General features: G+C 42.9%; 14 protein-coding genes. 1 reads left to right on the top strand and 13 read right to left on the bottom strand.

The genetic code is table 11. From position 1 onward, the window contains the following. Positions 1 to 52: 52 nt before the first annotated feature. Positions 53 to 1,411 carry an MATE family efflux transporter gene (locus KP625_RS12585; RefSeq protein WP_238298211.1) on the bottom strand — a complete coding sequence of 453 codons (1,359 nt, stop codon included), beginning with the start codon at positions 1,409 to 1,411 and terminating at the stop codon, positions 53 to 55. A 145-nt stretch (positions 1,412 to 1,556) separates the two neighbouring features. On the opposite strand from KP625_RS12585, the gene KP625_RS12580 reads away from it, so the two are divergent. After that, positions 1,557 to 2,345 carry a helix-turn-helix domain-containing protein gene (locus tag KP625_RS12580; protein ID WP_238298209.1) on the top strand — a complete coding sequence of 263 codons (789 nt, stop codon included), beginning with the start codon at positions 1,557 to 1,559 and terminating at the stop codon, positions 2,343 to 2,345. A 9-nt stretch (positions 2,346 to 2,354) separates the two neighbouring features. On the opposite strand, the gene KP625_RS12575 is transcribed toward KP625_RS12580, so the two are convergent. From KP625_RS12575 to rpoB, 12 genes are all read right to left on the bottom strand, one after another. Further along, positions 2,355 to 2,957 carry a hypothetical protein gene (locus tag KP625_RS12575; RefSeq protein WP_238298208.1) on the bottom strand — a complete coding sequence of 201 codons (603 nt, stop codon included), beginning with the start codon at positions 2,955 to 2,957 and terminating at the stop codon, positions 2,355 to 2,357. 11 nt (positions 2,958 to 2,968) lie between these two features. After that, on the bottom strand, positions 2,969 to 3,841 hold the full coding sequence (locus tag KP625_RS12570; RefSeq protein WP_238298206.1) for a DUF6033 family protein: 873 nt from the start codon (positions 3,839 to 3,841) through the stop codon (positions 2,969 to 2,971). Between the two features lie 63 nt (positions 3,842 to 3,904). Then, positions 3,905 to 4,921: a hypothetical protein gene (locus tag KP625_RS12565; protein ID WP_238298204.1), complete on the bottom strand. Its 1,017-nt coding sequence runs from the start codon at positions 4,919 to 4,921 to the stop codon at positions 3,905 to 3,907. 272 nt (positions 4,922 to 5,193) lie between these two features. After that, positions 5,194 to 6,207 (bottom strand): DUF6892 domain-containing protein, encoded by a 1,014-nt coding sequence (locus KP625_RS12560; RefSeq protein WP_238298202.1) that lies wholly within the window; start codon positions 6,205 to 6,207, stop codon positions 5,194 to 5,196. Positions 6,208 to 6,417: 210 nt separating this feature from the next. After that, positions 6,418 to 8,211 carry an oleate hydratase gene (locus KP625_RS12555; RefSeq protein ID WP_238298200.1) on the bottom strand — a complete coding sequence of 598 codons (1,794 nt, stop codon included), beginning with the start codon at positions 8,209 to 8,211 and terminating at the stop codon, positions 6,418 to 6,420. 172 nt (positions 8,212 to 8,383) lie between these two features. Next, positions 8,384 to 8,950: a TetR/AcrR family transcriptional regulator gene (locus tag KP625_RS12550; RefSeq protein ID WP_238298199.1), complete on the bottom strand. Its 567-nt coding sequence runs from the start codon at positions 8,948 to 8,950 to the stop codon at positions 8,384 to 8,386. A 289-nt stretch (positions 8,951 to 9,239) separates the two neighbouring features. Next, positions 9,240 to 10,427, bottom strand: a complete 1,188-nt coding sequence (gene tuf, locus KP625_RS12545) for an elongation factor Tu (protein ID WP_238298197.1) — start codon at positions 10,425 to 10,427, stop codon at positions 9,240 to 9,242. Positions 10,428 to 10,572: 145 nt separating this feature from the next. Continuing rightward, complete coding sequence (gene fusA, locus KP625_RS12540) at positions 10,573 to 12,690, bottom strand: elongation factor G (protein ID WP_177982257.1); 2,118 nt, start codon at positions 12,688 to 12,690, stop codon at positions 10,573 to 10,575. A gap of 40 nt (positions 12,691 to 12,730) precedes the next feature. Beyond that, positions 12,731 to 13,201: a 30S ribosomal protein S7 gene (gene rpsG / locus KP625_RS12535; RefSeq protein ID WP_021985292.1), complete on the bottom strand. Its 471-nt coding sequence runs from the start codon at positions 13,199 to 13,201 to the stop codon at positions 12,731 to 12,733. A 231-nt stretch (positions 13,202 to 13,432) separates the two neighbouring features. Next, positions 13,433 to 13,852 (bottom strand): 30S ribosomal protein S12, encoded by a 420-nt coding sequence (gene rpsL, locus KP625_RS12530; RefSeq protein WP_177982255.1) that lies wholly within the window; start codon positions 13,850 to 13,852, stop codon positions 13,433 to 13,435. Between the two features lie 219 nt (positions 13,853 to 14,071). Next, entirely contained in the window at positions 14,072 to 17,929 is a 3,858-nt protein-coding gene (rpoC, locus tag KP625_RS12525) for a DNA-directed RNA polymerase subunit beta' (RefSeq protein ID WP_370641446.1), read from the bottom strand. A 28-nt stretch (positions 17,930 to 17,957) separates the two neighbouring features. Beyond that, a complete protein-coding gene (rpoB, locus tag KP625_RS12520; RefSeq protein WP_238298193.1) occupies positions 17,958 to 21,782 on the bottom strand; it encodes a DNA-directed RNA polymerase subunit beta in 3,825 nt (1,274 codons plus the stop codon). Positions 21,783 to 21,795: the final 13 nt, after the last annotated feature.

Here is a 21,795-nt window from a genome sequence, read left to right as displayed (position 1 = left end):
AAGACTTCCCACGTTCATGGGAAGCCCTGTTTTTTCCTGCATCTATGTAGCTCTACACTGGTTGCACAGCCTGCACCTTCTTATATGTTTTCTGATATACAACAAAATCTACCAATACCATGATTGCACAGATTCCCCAGATAATCGGCTCCAGAATACAGACACCAAAATACCCAAGTCGATTCGTTATAATGTTCACGGCACCGAATTTCAAAATCAGCTCAACGCCACTTCCAAGTACCGGCACAATTTTTCTGCCTACTCCCTGCAGGCTGCTTCGTAATACAAGCAATATGCTCAGCACAAGGAAGAATACAATATTGATCTTCATGTACATAAGTGCATTGCTTATTATTTCCGCATCGGACGTTCCCGTCAGCCATTTCACCATATATTTTCCGATGGCGAACACAATCAGGATCGCACAGGCACTCCAACCAATGGCAATCAGCACCGCGTCTTTGATTCCCTTATAAACCCGGTCATATTTTCCTGCGCCGAAATTCTGACTTGCAAAGGTTGCTGCTGCCGTGGCAAGTGTTCCAAGCGGCATCATAAAAATCTCATCAATTTTTCTTGCCGCAGTATGTGCCGCAATTATCTGCTCACCAAGAGAGTTCACAGCACTCTGCAATGCAACGGAACCAATGGAAACAACTACCAGCATAAGTCCCATCGAAAATCCGGTTAAAAGCAATTCCTTTACTAACGCCTTATCCCATTTCAGATATCGCATAGAGAACTTTAACACCGGACATTTCTTCCATATGTATACGATACAGAGCGATACTGAAACAATCTGAGCGATCACGGTTGCCTCAGCCGCACCACCAATCCCACGGTTCAGTCCTTTCACAAACAGAAAATCCAATCCAACATTCAGCGCAGATGATAGCAGCAGAAAATACAACGGTGTTTTACTGTCACCAATCGCCCGAAGGATTCCGGAAAACATATTATATAGCATCGTAACAATCGCAAATGTGAGTATGATGTGCAAATACGATTCTGTCTTTGGCAATATATTTTCCGGTGTCTTCAGCATTACTAAGATTGAATGCAGCGAAATCACGCTTGCCAAAGTCAATATGATGGAGATTATAACAGTCAGGAAGTAAATCAATGCCGACGTCTGTTTCAGTTTTTCTTCGTCCTTCTCGCCAAACACACGAGCCAGTACGACTGAAAATCCATTTGTAATACCATTTGCAAATCCAATTACAAGCGAATAGAGTGCCGATGTTGCACCAACTGCTGCCAATGCCTGATCGCCCAGCACATTTCCTATGATTGCGGTATCTGCCACATTGTATAACTGTTGAAATATGTTTCCGATCAGAATCGGAATCGCAAACATCACGAGGGATTTCAAGATTTTTCCTTCTATTAAAGAAACTGATTTCGCCTTCATTATTCTGCTTCTACCTCCTATTTTAATCTATATGATTTTTCTTTTGCTTGTCTTTTCAGCAATTCTATACTATGATATCAAGCAAATATATCATATTTCTATGATAAATAGCATAAATCTACGATATTTTAGGGGAGTTATAATTATGAGTGAATATTCATCTTTTCAAAAAAAACTTACGATTGCCTCCTACCTGCAACGTGAGGACAACCGCATCCACCATGGCTATGACGAGGAGCTTCTACAATATATCTATGTTATGAATGGTGACCCTCGTGTTATCGAGATAAGTAAAAAAATGTTTCGTGGCAACAGAAACGGAAAGCTCTCAAATGATCCGATACGTCAATTCAAATATCTTTTTGTTGCTTCTACAACCCTGACAACCCGCTACGCTATCCGTGGAGGAATGGAACCTCAGGATGCCTATAATTTAAGCGACCTTTTTATCCAGCGTGTGGATCTGTGTATGTCAATCGATGAAGTCTGTTCGTTACAGACAGAAATGATCCAGAATTTTACTGAGCAGGTCGCCTCTATAAAGACAAAGAAAAATCAACTTTCTTCGAACAATTTATATGTCAAACAACTCGAAGATTATATCTACCTGCACCTACACGAAAAAATCCGGGTTGAAGAACTGGCAAATGAAGTCGACTTAACGCCAAACTACTTAAGCAGTCTGTTCAAGAAAGAAACCGGATGCTCCATCCAGCAATATATTACCAATAAAAAAATAGAGGTAGCATCAAATATGCTCCTCTATTCTGAATACAGCCTTACCGACATTGGCAATATCCTTGCCTTCAGTTCGACCAGCCATTTTATTAAAACGTTCAAATCCATTATGGGACAGACACCACGCCAATACAAACTGCATATATACGATAATAATTTCATCTCTCCATTACCGTCCGACTCACCGACCTCCTGAATAGCCTTCCTATTCTCCGGATGCATCAAGCTCCCCAGTGGCATTGCTGATTGTTGTTTCCACATCTACAACCTCTGGTCCATCCGCAAATGCTTCCGTATTATTTGCTTCTTCGGTTGCGCTTACCTGCTCCTTTTCTTCTTCATCCTCCCACAGTGATTTGTGTTCTTTGCGTTTTCGCATCTCTAGCATTGCCGCTGCATTTTTTGCCATCATATAAAGCTTCGGATCATATTCCATCAGCTTTTTCTCATCTTTCGCCGGAACCTTGTCCCCATGCATAATCCGCCTTGCAACAAGCATGATCTTGTTCATTTCTTTTGCCTGATCTGCCATAGCGTCCGACTGCTGTTTGCTTGCTATCTTGTCTGAAATCATGCGCCACTGTTCCATCAGTTTGTCCATATAATCCTGATATTCCTGTCTCTTCTCATCGACAGCGTTGTATTGCAACTCCAGAATCGCCGACTCATCCTTGTAAACTTCCGCGCCATTCTCGGTCGTCTTTATCTTCTCTTCGAGTTTCTGTTTCCGCGCATACAATTCCTTCTGCTTCGAGTAGTAGGTTTTGATCTGTACGTTGTACCGCACTCTCGCATCTTCAATCTTCATACCGGTCACCTCTATCCCCGGAAATCAAATTTCTGTCCAACACTCTTTTCGCTTTCTGTGAGTACATTTTGCTCAGAGTTACCATATGCATAAGAAGAAACTTTGTCAATCAGCTCTTCCATTGAACCGACTGTGATCTGCACGTATTCCTTCTCATCTACAGTTGTTGTTTTTTCATTTTTGGATTCTTCCGCGCGCTTCTCATCGGCCTTCTTTTCTGCTGTTTTTTTCTCAGCAAGCTTCTGATCTTTCGCCTTTTCCGCTTTCTTCTGTGCAGCCTTCTTCTCTGCTGCTTTCTTTTCCGCCTTCTTTTTCGCCGCCTTTTCCACAGTTGCAAAGAATGTCGCCTTTCCATTTGCGTCAACCGACATACCAAAGTTATTTACGCTTGCACCACTGCTTGTCAGACTGTTTTTTGCCTCCTGCAGCTTTGCCTGTGACATCGCAATAATTCCTTCATATTTTCTCCGGAAAGACTCATCCGTTGCCATCTTCTCGATTTTCTCATCGTCAATCAGTACAACCTGCTTGATTGCATTGCCATATGCCGCCGCATTTGCCTGCACCTGCGATTTCATGTCCTTGCTTACAAGTATAAAATCCATATTTCCAAACTTGGCTTTCAGTTTGTTGTAATAGTCCTTCGCTTTGTCAGACAGTTCCACATTTCCAATCACCGTCCCATATCCACTCTTCGTTGTCGGGACGAGCGAACCTGTCGTATCGGCTGGGTTGAAGGTCGTTGTCTTCACGCTGTCTGTCTCTGTTTTCTGTGCATCTGTTTTCTCCGCATTCTTCCGGTCTGTCTTCGTGTTATTCGTGCGGGTGTTGTTCCACGTGCTGTTCGTCTGCTGATATGCAGATACTCCATATAAATTTGCCATTTGTTTCTCTCCCTTCGTATAATAATCAATTCCGGGTATGAACTTCATTCATACCTGCTTCTTCTATGCTCGTGCTGTAAAGCTTCCCCGGCCACTGTGATTGCGCCGCAGGAATCGTTCTATATCCTCGGATATCTCCGTGAATGATTGTGGGGATGTTTGTGGTTTCGTTTCTATATTTCTGTTTCTTGCAGAAACTTGTGTATTCGTGTATTTGGATGTAGTTGTTTTGTGCTGTGTTTTTGATGTTACTGCTTCTTCTGTGTATGTTGGTTCTATATTAGAAATAGAATTGTCGTTTGTTTCCTTAGTCAAATTCTGTTTACCTATATGTTCTGTGTCCGACTGTATCTCATTCATTTGTCCGTCTTTTTCTGCTAGTTCCACCTTCATCTGTTTCTCACTATCTTCAGGCTTTACATCCTCTTGTCCTTCTATATCTGTATTCTCCGCATCCATACGTGCCTTCGTCTCATCCGCCTGTTCTTCCGCCGCCTCCCTGCGCAGCTCTTGTTCCTCCGGAAGCTCCTCATATGCCCGGCTCTTCTCAAACGCCTGATGTGCATCACGGATCATGCACACCTCATTATTCAGCCGCTGCATAAGCACTACCTTCTTGTCCTCCGGAATATACGGATTGCTTGCGATTTCCTTCGCCTGTGCCGCAAAGCTTCCCATGCGGTTCAATTTGAGTCGTTGTACATCTTCCTTTGTCCGGCAATTTTTCAGTGCGTTTTCATACGCTTTCTTCTCCGTCTGCGCTTTCTCATATTCCGCAAGTGCTTCCGGATCATGTTCTTTCAGATATGCGATTTCCTCTTCCGTCAAGGTTCCGCCGGTTTTCAACTTCGTATACAGCTCACTGGTCGCAGAACGCTCCCTCTCCGTCTGCGCCTGTCGTTCCAGATTGTCCAACAGGATCTCATCCTGCGTCATACCCTCTGTATCCTTCTTACTGTTGATATCCTGTTTCTTTTTCTGCCATTTCAGATCCAGCATTTGCAGACTGACCTGACTTTGAATCGTTCCTGTATACATCGTCTCACCTCCCGATTTATACTGTTTCACCTGCGTTTCCATGATACAGGCTCCGATCTTTTTATCACAACTATAAATTACGCATTTTCACATAGGAAATAAGCCCACTACAAGGGTAAAGAAATAATACAGAAATAGGTATAGTAATCCCCTATACCTCTGAAAACCTTATTACTTCATCCTTGAAGTTTTTTGAACTCAATTCCTTTTGAGCTTTTATATGTATGTTATCGGATTGGGAAGGGGATTGGTTAACCTTTTAATTCAAGTAATATAAATAAAAGCCAAGAATATATAAATATATCTCGTCTAATCTAAACAGACGTACAAGCCATAGGTTCCACTTCAATCCCCAACGGATCACATACTTTTCTAAGACTTTCTGCGTCACGTTCATTTCCAAAAATGAGCATTTTCTTCAGATTTGGGAACTGCTCCATCTCCGCTTTTGTTACTTTTCTGAAATCAAATCTTTCGTCTCTTCCGTCCCACTCTGGTGCTATCTGCATATAGATTTCGTCGGAACCATCCATATTAATTTCCTTGACCAGCCCTGCAAGACTTGCCGGAATCGGTAATTCCTTAAAGAAGCTTACCGCGGCGCGTACATTTTTATCTGTTCCAAGATTCCAATGTGCTTTTTTGAAAATCATATAATCGTATATATCAAAATACGGCTTCAAGACTTCCTGATTGTACATGAGCTCCTGTATTACGGCGAGCTTAAAATTAAATGTATCAAATATCAGGCAAGGTTCATCCGGAACCATGATATTGTAATTTTCATCACTCTTTGGACGTTCTGGTTTGAATCCGATATATACATCTAATAGAACTTGATCACCATTATAGACCGGAATATCTTTTCTCTTTAATTCATCCTCTACCTTCAGAACAATATCCATATGAATCTGCCGAACCATATTCCCCTGCTCATCCTTAATTTCTGAATTATAGCCGTAGCCTAGAATATATGGATATAATCTGTCGCGTGACATATTTTGATTTAAGACTTTTAGTCCACCAATATAACATTTTTCTGTCTTTGATTCTGCGAATACCTTTTTCCCTGTAACATACATCGTCATAGATGTAATATTATGCGTCTCATCTATATAAGCTTTCTGTTTTTTTAAGTTCCGAAGATATGCAGTTGCCCCCTCAAACGATATTCCCAGCTCATCATAGAAATATTCAAAATGATTATCACTTTGAACATTTATCCGAGCCTCACCGAATAATGCACGTATATCTTCATAGGAAAGTGGGAATGTCAGCAAATTGCCATTCAATACTACACCATTATCCAAAACCTCTACCTGATTCATTGCTTATTGCACCCCCTCTTTCAATGTTAAATAGGAATTTACGAATACATTTATTGTACCATAACAATTATAATCTTCAAACAATAATCAGAATCAAGGGCAAATTGCACAAAAAAGAGGAAACATTGCACATGCTTCCTCTTTCCTTGCTCTTACTTATATTGTCGTCTAAGACATTTTGCTTAAATCCATATCAATGAATAACCTCTCTTACCGGAGTAATCCACTTTCCTTTAGCAAAATCTCCAGATCGGTTCCTTCCACAGTTTTTATTACTTTCTTTAAGATAACCTTTTCCTTGAGAGAAAGCGGAAGTTCATCAATCGACTTTTTATCAACTGCATAATATGCGGCCCGCAGCAATTCCCGCACATCGTACTTAGAACCCCACACTTCCGGAACACCACGATCTACGTTCATAAGTGTGTAAACTGCTTCCATACCCGTACGGATGGAGTATTCTGTCGTAAAAATAGTATCTCTCGGTGTCTCCGCAAACTGTCCCAGGAATGCAAAATTAACAGCGCCTTCCGGAACAACAAGCGGACGATCGATTTCTTTTCTTGGCTGAAAGAACGCATTGATGTATGGCATAAAGCAGGTTGTTGTATTGCAGCGATTTTTTGCCCAATCGTCAATCTGATCTGTCGGCACGCCAATGTGATACAGCCACTCCCGGCAAACTTCCTCACCTGTACAATCCCGCATTGCCTTCTTTACGTAATTTCCTTCTTTATTCGTTGTAAGTGCATATACCCAGATCAAAACTGTATTTTTATCCTGCGCTTTAAACTGCGGCTGACGATTGATTGTCCATGAAAGATACCAGTTGTCGGTACTATCCTTCACTGTCACAATTCCACCGGTTGTTACCTTTCCTTCTCTCGGATCCCGCTTGCAAATGCTGATAATCTTCTGGATAATCTCTTCATCCGAGGTTTCCACAGTTGCACTCATCCAGTTTGTTGCTTCAAAATCATCACAGAATTTATCCGGATTACCATACTCACCATTCTTTGCCTGCGCAGCAATATTCTTCCACAAATCCCACGATTCACCTGCACCGTTTTTAATCCGGCTCAAATCCGGCGCTGTATTCTGATCTCCATAGCAGGAAGTATCTGTACAGCATCCATTTGTTATAAAAACCAGATCATCCTCAATCAAATCAATTGTACCAGGTTTTCCATCCTTCTCATATACAATCTGTGTGGCAGTTTTTTTACCATTTTCATCTTTGATGACAACATTTTTGACATCCATGCCATACTCGACCGACACGCCATGGCTTTCGAGATATTTTATAAGCGGAAGAATCATGCTCTCGTATTGATTGTATTTCGTAAAACGGAGTGCAGAAAAATCCGGAAGTCCATCAATATGATGGCAGTATCTGCATAAATACCGTTTCATTTCCAATGCAGATGACCATCTCTGGAATGCAAACATGGTCTGCCAGTACAGCCAGAAATTCGTGTCCCAGAAGGAATCCGGCAATACCTCACTGATTTTTTTATCCTCCAAATCTTTTTCCGGTGTCATAAACAGCTTTGACAGTGCCAGGGCTGAATCCTTATCAAGTGTAAATTTCTTATCTGTATGTGCATCCTGTCCGCATTTCTCAGAAGCTCTGCAAAGGGAGTAATTCGGATCATGCTTGTTTAACCAATAATACTCATCCAGGACAGAGACGCCTGGTGTCTCTATCGAAGGAACATCCCGGAACATATCCCACATACATTCAAAATGGTTGTCCATTTCTCTTCCGCCACGCATGTAGAAGCCTTTTCGGACATCTTTTCTTCCATCACAGCTGCCTCCGGCAAGATCCAGCTTCTCAAGGAGATGAATACGCTCTCCCTTTACCTGCCCATCCCTCACCAGATAAAAGGCGGCAGAAAGCCCCGCTAATCCTGTTCCAATGATATATGCTGATTTCCGGTCAGCCCCCTCCGGTTTTTCTGGTCTTGCAAATGCTTCATAAGTTCCTGCTGAATAATACATAATAAACACACTCCTTTTTTTGTTTAAACTGTGACATTTTTCTTTGTTTCCATATACACAGTATATCCATAAAATCTTCTTCCTACTATGCACAAAAAAAGAGAACTGTCATAGAAAGCGACAATCCTCTTACATTGCATCCATATACGACAAACTACGGGGTTTGTCGCAATCAGTTCTTGTTCAGTTTTGCATTATTCAATGCATGCGCGAAAGATCCCTGAATCAATGCATTCAATCTTTCTATGATCTGTTTCGGATCCTCCTTCATTCCCTTGTCAATCCATTCTAACACCAGTCCAACAAACCCATATTTGTAAAAATCCGCAATGAATGTTTTATCCTCTTCCCGCACGACCATACCTTCCGCTTTTTCTTCGAGTACATCATATATCAGCTGATATGTTACTTTATACAAATAGCGGTAAATATATCCTCGCGGAGCATTATGATAGATGTTGACAACAAAAGGTTCGTCCTTTTTCAGCAGATGAAATATTGCCAGAAATCCTTCCTGCCACGTATCATATGTTTTATTCTGTTTCAGGACATGCTCTGCATCTGTTTCGCAAATCCATTCAATCAACTCATATATATCATGAAAATGATAATAAAAAGTCTGACGGTTTATCCCACATTTTTCCGTAATGTCATTGATTGTTATTTTATCAATTGATTTTTCTAATAATAACTCCTTAAACGCAAATGCGATTGCAAACTTTGTCGTTGCCTTGCTCATGCTGCCTGACACCTCCTATGTGTTCCGCTGTTTTCACCTGCCAAACATAGCTTTGACTAATATAAAATTATAATACACTCAGCCGCCTATGACAACCACGCTTCGCGTGTTTGTCTCGCGGGCTCACGCCCTATATTACGTATACATCTTGCGATTGCTGCACAATCACAAGCGCATAGATATTCTTCGAATGTCTATGCAGATAAAATACAAAAACCGAGAGTATGCAAGCATACTCTCGGCTTTATTATTTTATCAAATATACGCTCGACTCAAAGTCGTTGCAGTATTACTCGATGATAGAAGCAACTCTTCCTGAACCTACAGTTCTACCACCCTCACGGATAGCGAATGTAAGACCCTGGCTCATAGCGATTGGGTGGATGAGCTCGATTGTCATCTCTACGTTATCACCAGGCATGCACATCTCTGTACCAGCTGGAAGGTTACATACACCAGTTACATCAGTTGTTCTGAAGTAGAACTGTGGACGATAGTTGTTGAAGAATGGTGTATGACGACCACCCTCGTCCTTTGTCAGAACGTAAACCTGAGCTGTGAACTTTGTATGACATGTGATTGAACCTGGCTTACAAAGAACCTGTCCACGTACGATATCCTCTCTCTTGATACCACGAAGAAGAGCACCGATGTTATCACCAGCCTGACCTTCGTCAAGGAGCTTACGGAACATCTCGATACCTGTTACAGTTGTCTTCTGCTTCTCTGGCTTGATACCAACGATTTCAACTTCATCGTTAATATGGATAACACCAGACTCAACTCTACCAGTTGCAACAGTACCACGACCTGTGATTGTGAATACGTCCTCAACAGGCATGATGAAGTCCTTATCTGTATCTCTCTGAGGATCTGGAATGTAAGAATCTACTGTATCCATAAGTTCCATGATCTTGTCACCCCAAGGACCCATTGGATCTTCAAGAGCCTTAAGAGCAGAACCCTTAACGATTGGGCAATCTGTGAAGTCATACTCTTCAAGCTGCTCTGTAACTTCCATCTCAACGAGTTCAAGAAGTTCCTCATCGTCAACCATATCACACTTGTTCAAGAATACTACGATATAAGGTACACCTACCTGACGAGAAAGAAGGATGTGCTCCTTTGTCTGAGCCATAACACCATCAGTTGCAGCAACAACGAGGATAGCACCATCCATCTGTGCAGCACCAGTGATCATGTTCTTTACATAGTCAGCATGGCCCGGACAGTCAACGTGTGCGTAATGTCTCTTCTCTGTCTCGTACTCAACGTGAGCTGTAGAGATAGTGATACCTCTTTCTCTCTCTTCTGGAGCCTTATCGATGTTCTCGAAATCTGTAGCTGTGTTACCAGCAACTCTAGCAGCCAATACCTTTGTAATTGCAGCTGTTAAAGTAGTTTTACCGTGGTCAACGTGTCCGATTGTACCAATGTTACAATGTGGCTTTGATCTGTTAAACTTTTCCTTTGCCATTATAATTTCCTCCTTAATATAGCCCCTCCGGGCATTTTATTGCCCTTTCCGGGCGTTTACTCGGCTAAAAATCATTATATTAAAATATAGCGATATTTTCAAGCAATTTTTTTATTTTATACTACAAATACAGTTTGCAGATAAATTATGCGTTCTTGTTTGCAAGAACCTTCTCCTGAATGTTCTTTGGACACTGCTCATACTTCTCGAAGAACATAGAGTAGTTACCACGTCCCTGTGTAGAAGAACGAAGCTCTGTAGAGTAACCGAACATCTCTGCAAGTGGAACCAATGCCTTAACAATCTTTCCACCACCGATATCGTCCATGCTCTGAATCTGTCCACGCTTTGCATTCAGGCTACCGATTACATCACCGAGATATTCCTCAGGCATTGTAACCTCAACCTTCATGATAGGCTCAAGAAGCACTGCTCCACCCTTTGCCATAGCATCCTTGAATGCCATAGAACCAGCGATGTGGAATGCCATCTCTGAAGAATCGACTTCATGGTAAGAACCATCATAAACGTTTGCCTTAACACCAAGTACCGGATATCCGCCAAGAATACCAGCCTTTGCTGCTTCCTCGATACCTTCACCAACAGCTGGGATGTATTCCTTAGGAATAGCACCACCGACAACAGTTGACTCGAAAATAAACTGCTCTTCGCCGTTTGGATCCATAGGCTCGAACTTAACCTTACAGTGACCATACTGACCACGACCACCAGACTGCTTAGCATACTTGCTATCTACATCAACAGCCTTTGTAAATGTCTCCTTGTAAGCAACCTGAGGTGCACCAACGTTTGCCTCAACCTTGAACTCACGGAGAAGACGATCAACGATAACTTCCAAGTGAAGCTCGCCCATACCTGCGATGATTGTCTGACCTGTCTCTTTGTCTGTATGTGCACGGAATGTAGGATCTTCTTCAGCAAGCTTTGCCAAAGCTTCACCCATCTTACCCTGATCATTCTTTGTCTTTGGCTCGATAGCAAGCTCAATAACTGGCTCAGGGAATTCCATAGACTCAAGGATTACCGGATGCTGCTCGTCACAGATTGTATCACCGGTTGTTGTAACCTTGAATCCAACTGCTGCAGCGATATCACCAGAGTAAACCTTGTCGATCTCTGTACGGGAATTTGCATGCATCTGAACGATACGTCCTACACGCTCCTTCTTACCCTTTGTTGCGTTCAGTACATAAGAACCTGAGTTCAATGTACCGGAATATACTCTGAAGAATGCTAACTTTCCTACGAAAGGATCTGTCATAATCTTAAATGCAAGTGCTGCAAATGGAGCCTCATCAGATGAAGGACGAGTTACCTCGTTACCATCTTCGTCTGTACCTGTGATATCAGGGATATCTGTAGGAGCAGGCATGTACTCGATAACGCCATCGAGCATCTTCTGAACACCCTTGTTCTTGTAAGCAGAACCACAGAATACAGGAACTGCCTCGTTTGCGATTGTACCCTTACGGAGTGCAGCCTTCATATCAGCGACAGATGGCTCCTCACCCTCAAGATACTGCATCATAAGATCATCATCAAGCTCACAACACTTCTCTACCAGATTCTCATGCCACTTATCAGCAAGCTCCTTCAAATCTGCAGGCACCTCTGTGATCTCGATATCTGTACCCTCATCGTTCTTATAATAGTATGCATCCATCTCGAACAGATCGATCAGTCCGATGAAGTCATCTTCCTGTCCGATTGGAATCTGTACAGGAATTGCATTCTTGCCAAGACGGTCAATGATTGTCTGTACAGACATGAAGAAGTCTGCACCCATCTTATCCATCTTATTGATAAATGCCATACGTGGAACATTGTATGTGTCAGCCTGACGCCATACGTTCTCTGACTGTGGCTCAACACCAGCCTTTGCATCAAATACACCAACCGCTCCGTCCAATACACGAAGTGAACGCTCTACCTCAACAGTAAAGTCTACGTGTCCCGGAGTATCGATGATGTTGATACGGTGCTCTAAAGCACCTGGCTTCTTCTTATGATGATCCTCTAATGTCCAGTGACATGTTGTAGCAGCAGATGTGATTGTGATACCACGCTCTTTCTCCTGCTCCATCCAGTCCATGGTAGAAGCGCCATCATGAGTCTCACCAATCTTATAGTTTACACCGGTATAGTAAAGAATTCTCTCTGTAAGAGTTGTCTTACCAGCATCAATATGTGCCATGATACCGATGTTTCTTGTTCTATCAAGTGGATATTCTCTTCCAGCCAAGGTTTTTTCCTCCTTATTTTAGTATATATGCACCCGAAAACTAGAATCTGTAATGAGCAAATGCCTTGTTTGCCTCTGCCATCTTGTGCATGTCTTCTTTTCTCTTAACAGATGCGCCTGTATTGTTTGCTGCATCCATAAGCTCTTTTGCAAGTCTTTCTTCCATAGTCTTCTCACTTCTTGCACGTGAGTAAGTTGTCAGCCAACGAAGTGCTAAAGCCTGTCTTCTGTCAGGTCTTACTTCGATTGGAACCTGGTATGTTGCACCACCGATACGTCTGGCCTTAACCTCGAGTGATGGCATGATGTTATTCATAGCAGCATCAAAAACCTCTAAAGCCTCCTTACCAGTCTCGTTTGCGATACGATCAAAAGCACCGTAAACGATCTTCTGAGCAACACCCTTCTTACCATCAAGCATGATGTTGTTGATAAGCTTTGTAACGATCTTATTGTTGTAAATTGGATCCGCTAATACGTCTCTTTTTGCAATATGTCCTTTACGTGGCACGGTTCTTCCCTCCTTAATTATTTTTGGATTATTCAATCCGAATTAATTCAACGGTACTCACATTCCCCTCAATAGAGATACAGCAAACCGTTACCTGCCATACTTGAGTATTGTGGAAATGTGTTCGTGCGGAAATTGCTATCTTTCCTTCTATAAATAATGGAAAACATAACCCACTTTCGCACTTTTTAGTTCTTGAAATACGAACTGTTACAATACTAATCTACCGATTTATTTTGCATCCTTCGGTCTCTTAGCACCGTACTTAGAACGTGCCTGACGTCTCTTAGCAACACCTGCTGTATCAAGAGTACCTCTGATAATGTGGTATCTTGTACCAGGTAAGTCCTTTACTCTACCACCACGGATCAGAACAACGCTGTGCTCCTGAAGGTTGTGACCTTCACCCGGGATGTAAGATGTAACCTCGATTCCGTTTGACAAACGAACTCTGGCGATCTTTCTAAGAGCTGAGTTAGGCTTCTTAGGAGTAGCTGTCTTAACTGCTGTACAAACACCTCTCTTCTGTGGTGATGCTGTCTCAGTAGGCTTCTTCTTAAGAGAGTTATAGCTTCTCAAGAGTGCTGGTGCAGTAGACTTCTTCTCTACAGTCTGTCTTCCCTTTCTAACTAACTGGTTAAAAGTTGGCATGTTTTCACCTCCATTCAAAATATTTTACACCATGCATACAGAAGTATGCACAAAAAACACACGTCCTAAACGCATGCTTGACTATTATATTATCGAATCCGCTGGATGTCAACAGGGAAACCCGCAAAATATAAGAAAAAATTTCATTTTTTTAGAAAATAAAGCCTTTCAAAGAAAAACGCACATGATTATGTTGAATCATGTGCGTTTTATAATTTATTACTCTTCCGTATTCACAGTTACTTCTGCATCGTCTGTCACATCTGCATTTTCACCAGTTACTTCAGACATATCGATGTTTCCATCACCTGTATCAAGCTTTACAGAACGATAACGCTTCATACCTGTACCGGCAGGAATCAACTTACCGATCAGAACGTTCTCCTTCAGACCAATCAACGGATCAACCTTACCCTTGATAGCGGCATCGGTCAATACCTTTGTTGTCTCCTGGAAGGACGCTGCTGATAAGAAGGAATTTGTAGCAAGGGATGCTTTGGTAATACCAAGCATAATCTGTGTTCCCTTTGCAGGCTCCTTACCTTCTGCTTCCAGCTTCTCGTTGAGTTCAGCAAACTCAAGTGCATCCACGTTAATTCCCGGCAGATAATCGCTGTCTCCGCTTTCCTCAATACGAATTTTCTTCAACATCTGACGTACAATAACCTCGATATGCTTATCGTTGATTTCAACACCCTGCAGACGATATACCTTCTGTACTTCCTGGATCATGTAATCCTGTACAGCACGTACACCCTTAATTTTTAGGATATCATGTGGATTTACAGAACCTTCTGTCAGCTCATCACCGGCTTCAAGCACCTGTCCATCCTGTACCTTCAGACGTGAACCATAAGGAATCAGGTAAGCCTTTGCTTCGCCCGTCTCCTGATTTGTAATGACTACTTCACGTTTTCTCTTTGTCTCACGAATCTCAACAACACCACCAAGCTCGGTGATAATTGCAAGTCCCTTTGGCTTTCTTGCCTCGAACAACTCCTCAACTCTAGGAAGACCCTGTGTAATATCTCCACCGGCCACACCACCTGTATGGAATGTTCTCATTGTAAGCTGTGTACCAGGCTCACCGATTGACTGAGCAGCGATAATTCCGACTGCCTCACCAACCTGAACTGCCTGTCCGGTTGCCATGTTTGAACCATAACACTTCGAACATACGCCAAGGTGTGAACGACAGGTGAGAATCGTACGAATCTTGATCTTCGCATCTCTTCTTGGTTCTGATTCACCTTCAAGTGTAAACGGAACACCGTCTTTATCTACACCATTCTTCAGTACATTCTCAGCACGTTTCGGTGTAATCATATGATTAACCTTTACAAGCATGTTACCATCTTTATCGTAAATACTTTCTGCTGCATAACGACCTGTGATACGATCCTTCAGACTCTCGACTACTCGATCACCTTCCATAAATACTTCAACATACATGCCAGGTTTCTCATCACGATCCACACTACAATCCACATCACGGATGATCAGATCCTGTGATACATCTACCAGACGACGTGTCAGATATCCGGAATCGGCTGTACGAAGAGCTGTATCTGAAAGTCCCTTACGAGCACCATGCGCAGAGATAAAGTACTCCAATACATCAAGACCTTCACGGAAGTTTGACTTGATTGGAAGCTCGATGGTACGGCCGGATGTATCTGCCATCAATCCACGCATACCAGCCAGCTGTTTGATCTGCTTATCACTACCACGGGCACCGGAGTCTGCCATCATGTAGATATTGTTATACTTGTCAAGGCCATCCAACAGAGCCTTTGTCAGCTTGTCATCGGCATCCTGCCACGTCTTAACAACCGCATGATACCGCTCCTCATCCGTCAGATATCCACGTCCATAAAGCATGTTCTCTTTATCTACAATCTCCTGTGCATGCTCCAGAATATCCTTCTTGGATGCAGGTACCGTCATATCGGAAATAGATACTGAAATCGCACCTCTTGTTGAGTACTTATAACCCATTGCCTTGATATCATCCAATACTTCGGCTGTCTTTGTAACGCCATGTGTATTGATACACTTGTCAAGGATCTTCTTCAACTGCTTCTTGTCTACATGGAAGTTGATTTCCGGCTCCAGTACATTTTCCGGCTTACTACGATCTACAAAACCAAGATCCTGTGGAATGATCTCATTGAAAATCAAACGTCCCAGTGTACACTCTACAAATCCTGTATGCTCCTCACCGTCCGGAGTTGTAACGGTACGAACAACTTCTATCTTCTGATGTAATGTAATCTCTTTGTTCTCATATGCAAGCATTGCAAGATTCTCGCTGCTAAACTTCGGCTTCATGAAGTTTCTGACTGTTCCTACAATGTTCTTATAGAATGTCTCTGTCTTTGTCTTCTTTGCAACGACACGAACTCTGATATAATCATCTGCATCTAACTCGCCTGCGTAACAATCTGTGTGCAGCTGCTCGAGATTGCCCTTCTCATCATCTGCAAGATATTCTTTCTTGATCTCTACATTTGCAGCTTCAGCATCAGAAATACTTGCATAACGTTCCATTGTCAGATAGTAGATACCAAGTACCATATCCTGAGAAGGAACGGCTACCGGACCACCATCAGAAGGCTTCAGCAAGTTATTTGGTGACAGAAGCAGGAATCTACACTCTGACTGTGCCTCTACAGAAAGCGGAAGGTGAACAGCCATCTGGTCTCCATCGAAATCGGCGTTGAACGCTGTACATACCAATGGATGAAGCTTGATTGCCTTACCTTCTACCAGAATCGGCTCAAATGCCTGAATACCAAGTCTGTGAAGCGTCGGGGCACGGTTCAGCATAACCGGATGCTCTTTGATTACATCTTCCAATACATCCCATACTTCCGACTCCAAAGACTCAACTTTCTTCTTTGCTGCCTTTACGTTTGTGCAAATTCCACGTGCTGTCAGTTCTTTCATTACGAAAGGCTTAAACAGCTCGATTGCCATTTCCTTAGGAAGACCACACTGATAAATCTTCAGTTCCGGTCCTACTACGATAACGGAACGTCCGGAGTAGTCAACACGCTTACCAAGAAGGTTCTGACGGAAACGTCCCTGCTTACCCTTTAACATATCAGAAAGAGACTTCAATGCACGGTTACCAGGACCGGTTACCGCACGTCCTCTTCTACCATTATCGATGAGCGCATCAACAGCTTCCTGCAACATACGCTTCTCGTTACGAACGATGATATCCGGTGCCTTCAGATCCAGCAATCTCTTCAGACGGTTGTTACGGTTGATGATTCGACGATACAGATCGTTCAGATCAGAAGTTGCGAATCTACCGCCATCCAACTGTACCATTGGACGGATATCCGGTGGGATAACCGGAATTGCATCCAGAATCATCCACTCAGGCTTATTATGTGAATTACGGAATGCTTCTACAACTTCCAGACGCTTGATCACACGTGCACGTTTCTGTCCGGTTGCTGTCTGTAATTCCTCTGTCAGTTCTTCTGCTTCCTTATCCAGATCAACAGCCTGCAGAAGCTCCTTAATTGCCTCGGCGCCCATTCCTACACGGAATTTTCCACCAAAGTCCTCTTCTGCTTTTCTGTATTCTGCCTCAGAGAGTACCTGTCTGTATTCCAGATTTGTCTCTCCCGGATCAATTACAATATAAGATGCAAAGTAAAGCACCTTCTCCAAAAGTTTTGGAGAAATATCGAGCATCAAGCCAATACGGCTTGGGATACCCTTGAAGTACCAGATATGTGATACCGGTGCAGCAAGTTCGATATGTCCCATACGCTCACGACGCACAGAAGCCTTTGTTACTTCTACTCCACAACGGTCACAGACAACGCCCTTAAAACGAATCTTCTTGTACTTACCACAATGACATTCCCAGTCCTTGCTTGGTCCAAAGATTCTCTCGCAGAAAAGGCCGTCTTTTTCCGGCTTCAAAGTTCTATAATTGATTGTCTCCGGCTTTGTAACTTCGCCGTGAGACCATTCTCTTATCTTTTCAGGAGATGCAAGTCCAATTTTGATGGCATCAAAATTAATAGGCTGCTCTTGATTTTTCTCGTTATTCATCGCTAACATCTCTTACAAATCTCCTTCCTTAAAATTCATCATCGAAATTATCGTCAAACGCATCGTCATCCAGATAATCATCATTTAAGGATTCCAATTCGTTATCTTCGTTAATTCCGCTGTATCCGTTCTCTCCAAGGTCCTCGTTAAAGTCGTCCGGATTCTCACCCATAAACTTCTTTACGTTCTCATTTCCGGTATCCATGGACTCGCCAAGTTCTACCTCTTCGCCGTTCTCATCGAGAACTCCAACATCCAGACCAAGTGACTGGAACTCCTTAAGCAATACCTTGAAAGATTCCGGAATACCCGGAGCCGGGATATTGTCACCCTTGATAATTGCTTCGTAAGTCTTCAGACGTCCTGTTACATCATCGGACTTCACAGTTAAGATCTCCTGCAATGTATGAGATGCGCCGTAAGCCTCAAGAGCCCAAACCTCCATCTCACCAAAACGCTGTCCACCGAACTGTGCCTTACCACCAAGCGGCTGCTGTGTAACCATTCCATAAGGGCCTGTAGAACGTGCGTGAATCTTATCATCAACCAGGTGATGCAGCTTCAAGTAATGCATGAATCCGATTGTAACCGGCGAATCAAATTCCTCACCAGTTCTACCGTCACGTACCTTTACCTTACCTGTACGATTGATTGGAACGCCCTTCCACTCTTCACGGTGATCGCGATGTTCATACAGATAATCCATAACTTCCTTCTCTGTATCATCCTTATATTTCTCATAGAATGTCTCCCAGTCGGAGTTTGCATAATCGTTTGCCATCTCCAGAGCATCCATGATATCATGCTCGTTTGCACCATCAAAGACCGGTGTAGATACGTTAAATCCAAGTACTTTTGCCGCAAGACTCAAGTGAATCTCAAGCACCTGTCCGATATTCATACGGGAAGGTACGCCCAATGGGTTCAACACGATATCAAGCGGACGTCCATTTGGCAGGAATGGCATATCCTCAACCGGAAGGATACGTGAGATAACACCCTTGTTACCATGACGACCAGCCATCTTATCACCAACAGAGATTTTTCTCTTCTGTGCAATGTATACACGAACAGACTTGTTTACTCCCGGTGGAAGCTCATCACCATTTTCTCTTGTAAAGATCTTTGTATCCATAACAACACCGTAAGCACCATGTGGCACTTTCAGTGATGTATCTCTTGTTTCTTTTGCCTTCTCGCCGAAGATTGCACGAAGCAGTCTCTCTTCAGCTGTTGCCTCAGTCTCTCCCTTTGGAGTAACCTTACCAACTAAGATATCTCCGGCACGAACCTCAGCACCGATACGGATAACACCATTCTCATCGAGATCCTTCAGTGCATTGTCGCCGTTTCCGGAAACTTCCTTTGTAATCTCTTCCGGTCCGAGCTTTGTATCTCTTGCTTCTGTCTCGTACTCTTCAATATGAACAGATGTATAAACATCTTCCTTTACCAGTCTCTCACTCAGAAGGACGGCATCCTCGTAGTTGTAACCTTCCCATGTCATGAATCCAATCAATGGGTTCTTACCAAGCGCGATCTCACCGTTTGATGTAGATGCACCATCTGCGATTACCATTCCCTTTGTTACACGGTCACCCTTCTTCACGATTGGGCGCTGGTTCATACAGTTACCCTGGTTGCTTCGAGCAAACTTGATTACATGGTACTCATCCAATGTGCCATCATCACACTTGACAATAATCTTCTCGCTGGATGACATCTCAACAACGCCATCATGCTTTGCAACGATACATACGCCGGAGTCAACAGCTGCCTTACCTTCCATACCCGTTCCGACAACCGGAGCTTCTGTACGAAGAAGCGGCACTGCCTGACGCTGCATGTTAGATCCCATGAGGGCACGGTTTGCATCATCATTCTCCAGGAAAGGAATCATAGATGTAGCAACAGAGAACACCATCTTTGGTGATACATCCATCAAGTCAACGTTTGCCTTCGGGAATTCGGATGTCTCTTCTCTAAAACGGCCAGATACATTATTCTTCTTGAAGTGTCCGTCCTCATCCAATGGCTCGTTCGCCTGTGCAACAATATAATTATCCTCCTCGTCCGCTGTCAGATATACAACTTCATCTGTGACAACCGGATTTGCAGGATCTGATTTATCCAATTTTCTGTATGGTGCCTCAACGAAGCCATACTCGTTGATTCTTGCATACGTAGCAAGTGAGTTGATCAGACCGATATTCGGACCTTCAGGTGTCTCGATTGGACACATTCTACCATAATGTGTATAGTGTACATCTCGAACCTCGAATCCTGCACGATCTCTTGACAAACCACCAGGGCCGAGAGCTGACAGACGTCTCTTATGTGTCAGTTCAGAAAGCGGATTGTTCTGATCCATGAACTGTGACAACTGAGAACTTCCGAAAAACTCCTTGACTGCTGCTGTTACAGGCTTGATATTGATCAGAGACTGCGGGGTAACAGTATCCTTATCCTGTGTTGTCATTCTCTCACGAACCACTCTCTCCATTCTCGAAAGACCAATTCTGTACTGGTTCTGGAGCAATTCACCAACTGCACGGATACGACGGTTGCCCAAATGGTCAATATCATCATCGTTACCGATACCGTACTCCAAATGAATGTTATAGTTAATGGAAGCAATGATATCTTCCTTTGTAATATGCTTAGGTACAAGCTCACTTACATTTGCTTCGATGGCCGCCTTTAACTCGTCTTCATCATCATATTCCTGTAAGAGCTTCTCTAATACCGGATAATAAACCGCTTCATGTATGCCAACTTCTTTCGGATCAAAACCTACATATTCAGAAAGATCTACCATCAGGTTTGACAGAACTTTTACATTTTTCTCCTCTGTCTGAATGTACACAAAAGGAACTGCTGCATTCTGAATAGCAGTTGCATCCTCTCTTGTAAGAGTGGTGCCTGCTGCGAACAGAACTTCACCAGTACTTGGATCAATAACATCTTCTGCCAAAACATGACCTGCAATACGATTCTTCAATGCAAGCTTCTTATTATACTTATAACGGCCAACCTTTGCCAGATCATATCTTCTTGCATCGAAGAACATGCCCATGAAGAGGTTTGTCGCATTTTCTACTTCCTCCGGCTCACCCGGACGAAGTCGCTTATAAAGCTCGATGACACCTGTCTCAAAACTGTTTGAAACATCCTTCTCCAAGCTCGCCATAATCTTCGGTTCTTCACCAAACAGGTCAATGATTTCCTGGTTGGTACCGAAGCCAAGTGCACGAATCAAAACCGTGATTGGCACTTTTCTATTTCTATCTACATGTACGTAAAATACATCATTGGAATCCGTCTCATACTCCAGCCATGCACCACGGTTTGGAATAACTGTAGATGAGTACAAGGTCTTGCCAAACTTATCATGATCGATTGCATAGTAGATACCCGGAGAACGAACCAACTGGCTGACGATTACTCGCTCTGCACCATTGATTACAAATGTACCCGTCTCTGTCATAAGTGGAAGATCACCCATGAAGATATCATGCTGTGCAATTTCACCTGTCTCTTCATTACGAAGATGCACATTGACCTTGATTGGAGCTGCATAAGTTGCATCACGTTCCTTGCATTCCTCGATAGAATACTTGATGTCTTCCTTACACAACTGATAATCAACCAGTTCCAAACTCAAATTGCCTGTGTAATCAACGATTGGAGAGATGTCTTTAAACACTTCTCTCAAACCTTCGTCAAGGAACCACTGATATGAATTTTTCTGCACTTCGATGAGATTTGGCATGTCCAAAACTCTCTTCTCAGTTGAAAAACTCATTCGCATACCTCTTCCCGATTTCACAGGACGCATTCTGTACTTTTTCATCGACGCATTCACC

Source organism: Eubacterium sp. MSJ-33 (genome assembly GCF_022174665.1).
Classification (GTDB): Bacteria; Bacillota; Clostridia; order Lachnospirales; family Lachnospiraceae; genus Coprococcus_C.
This window is presented reverse-complemented; position numbering and strand designations above follow the sequence as displayed.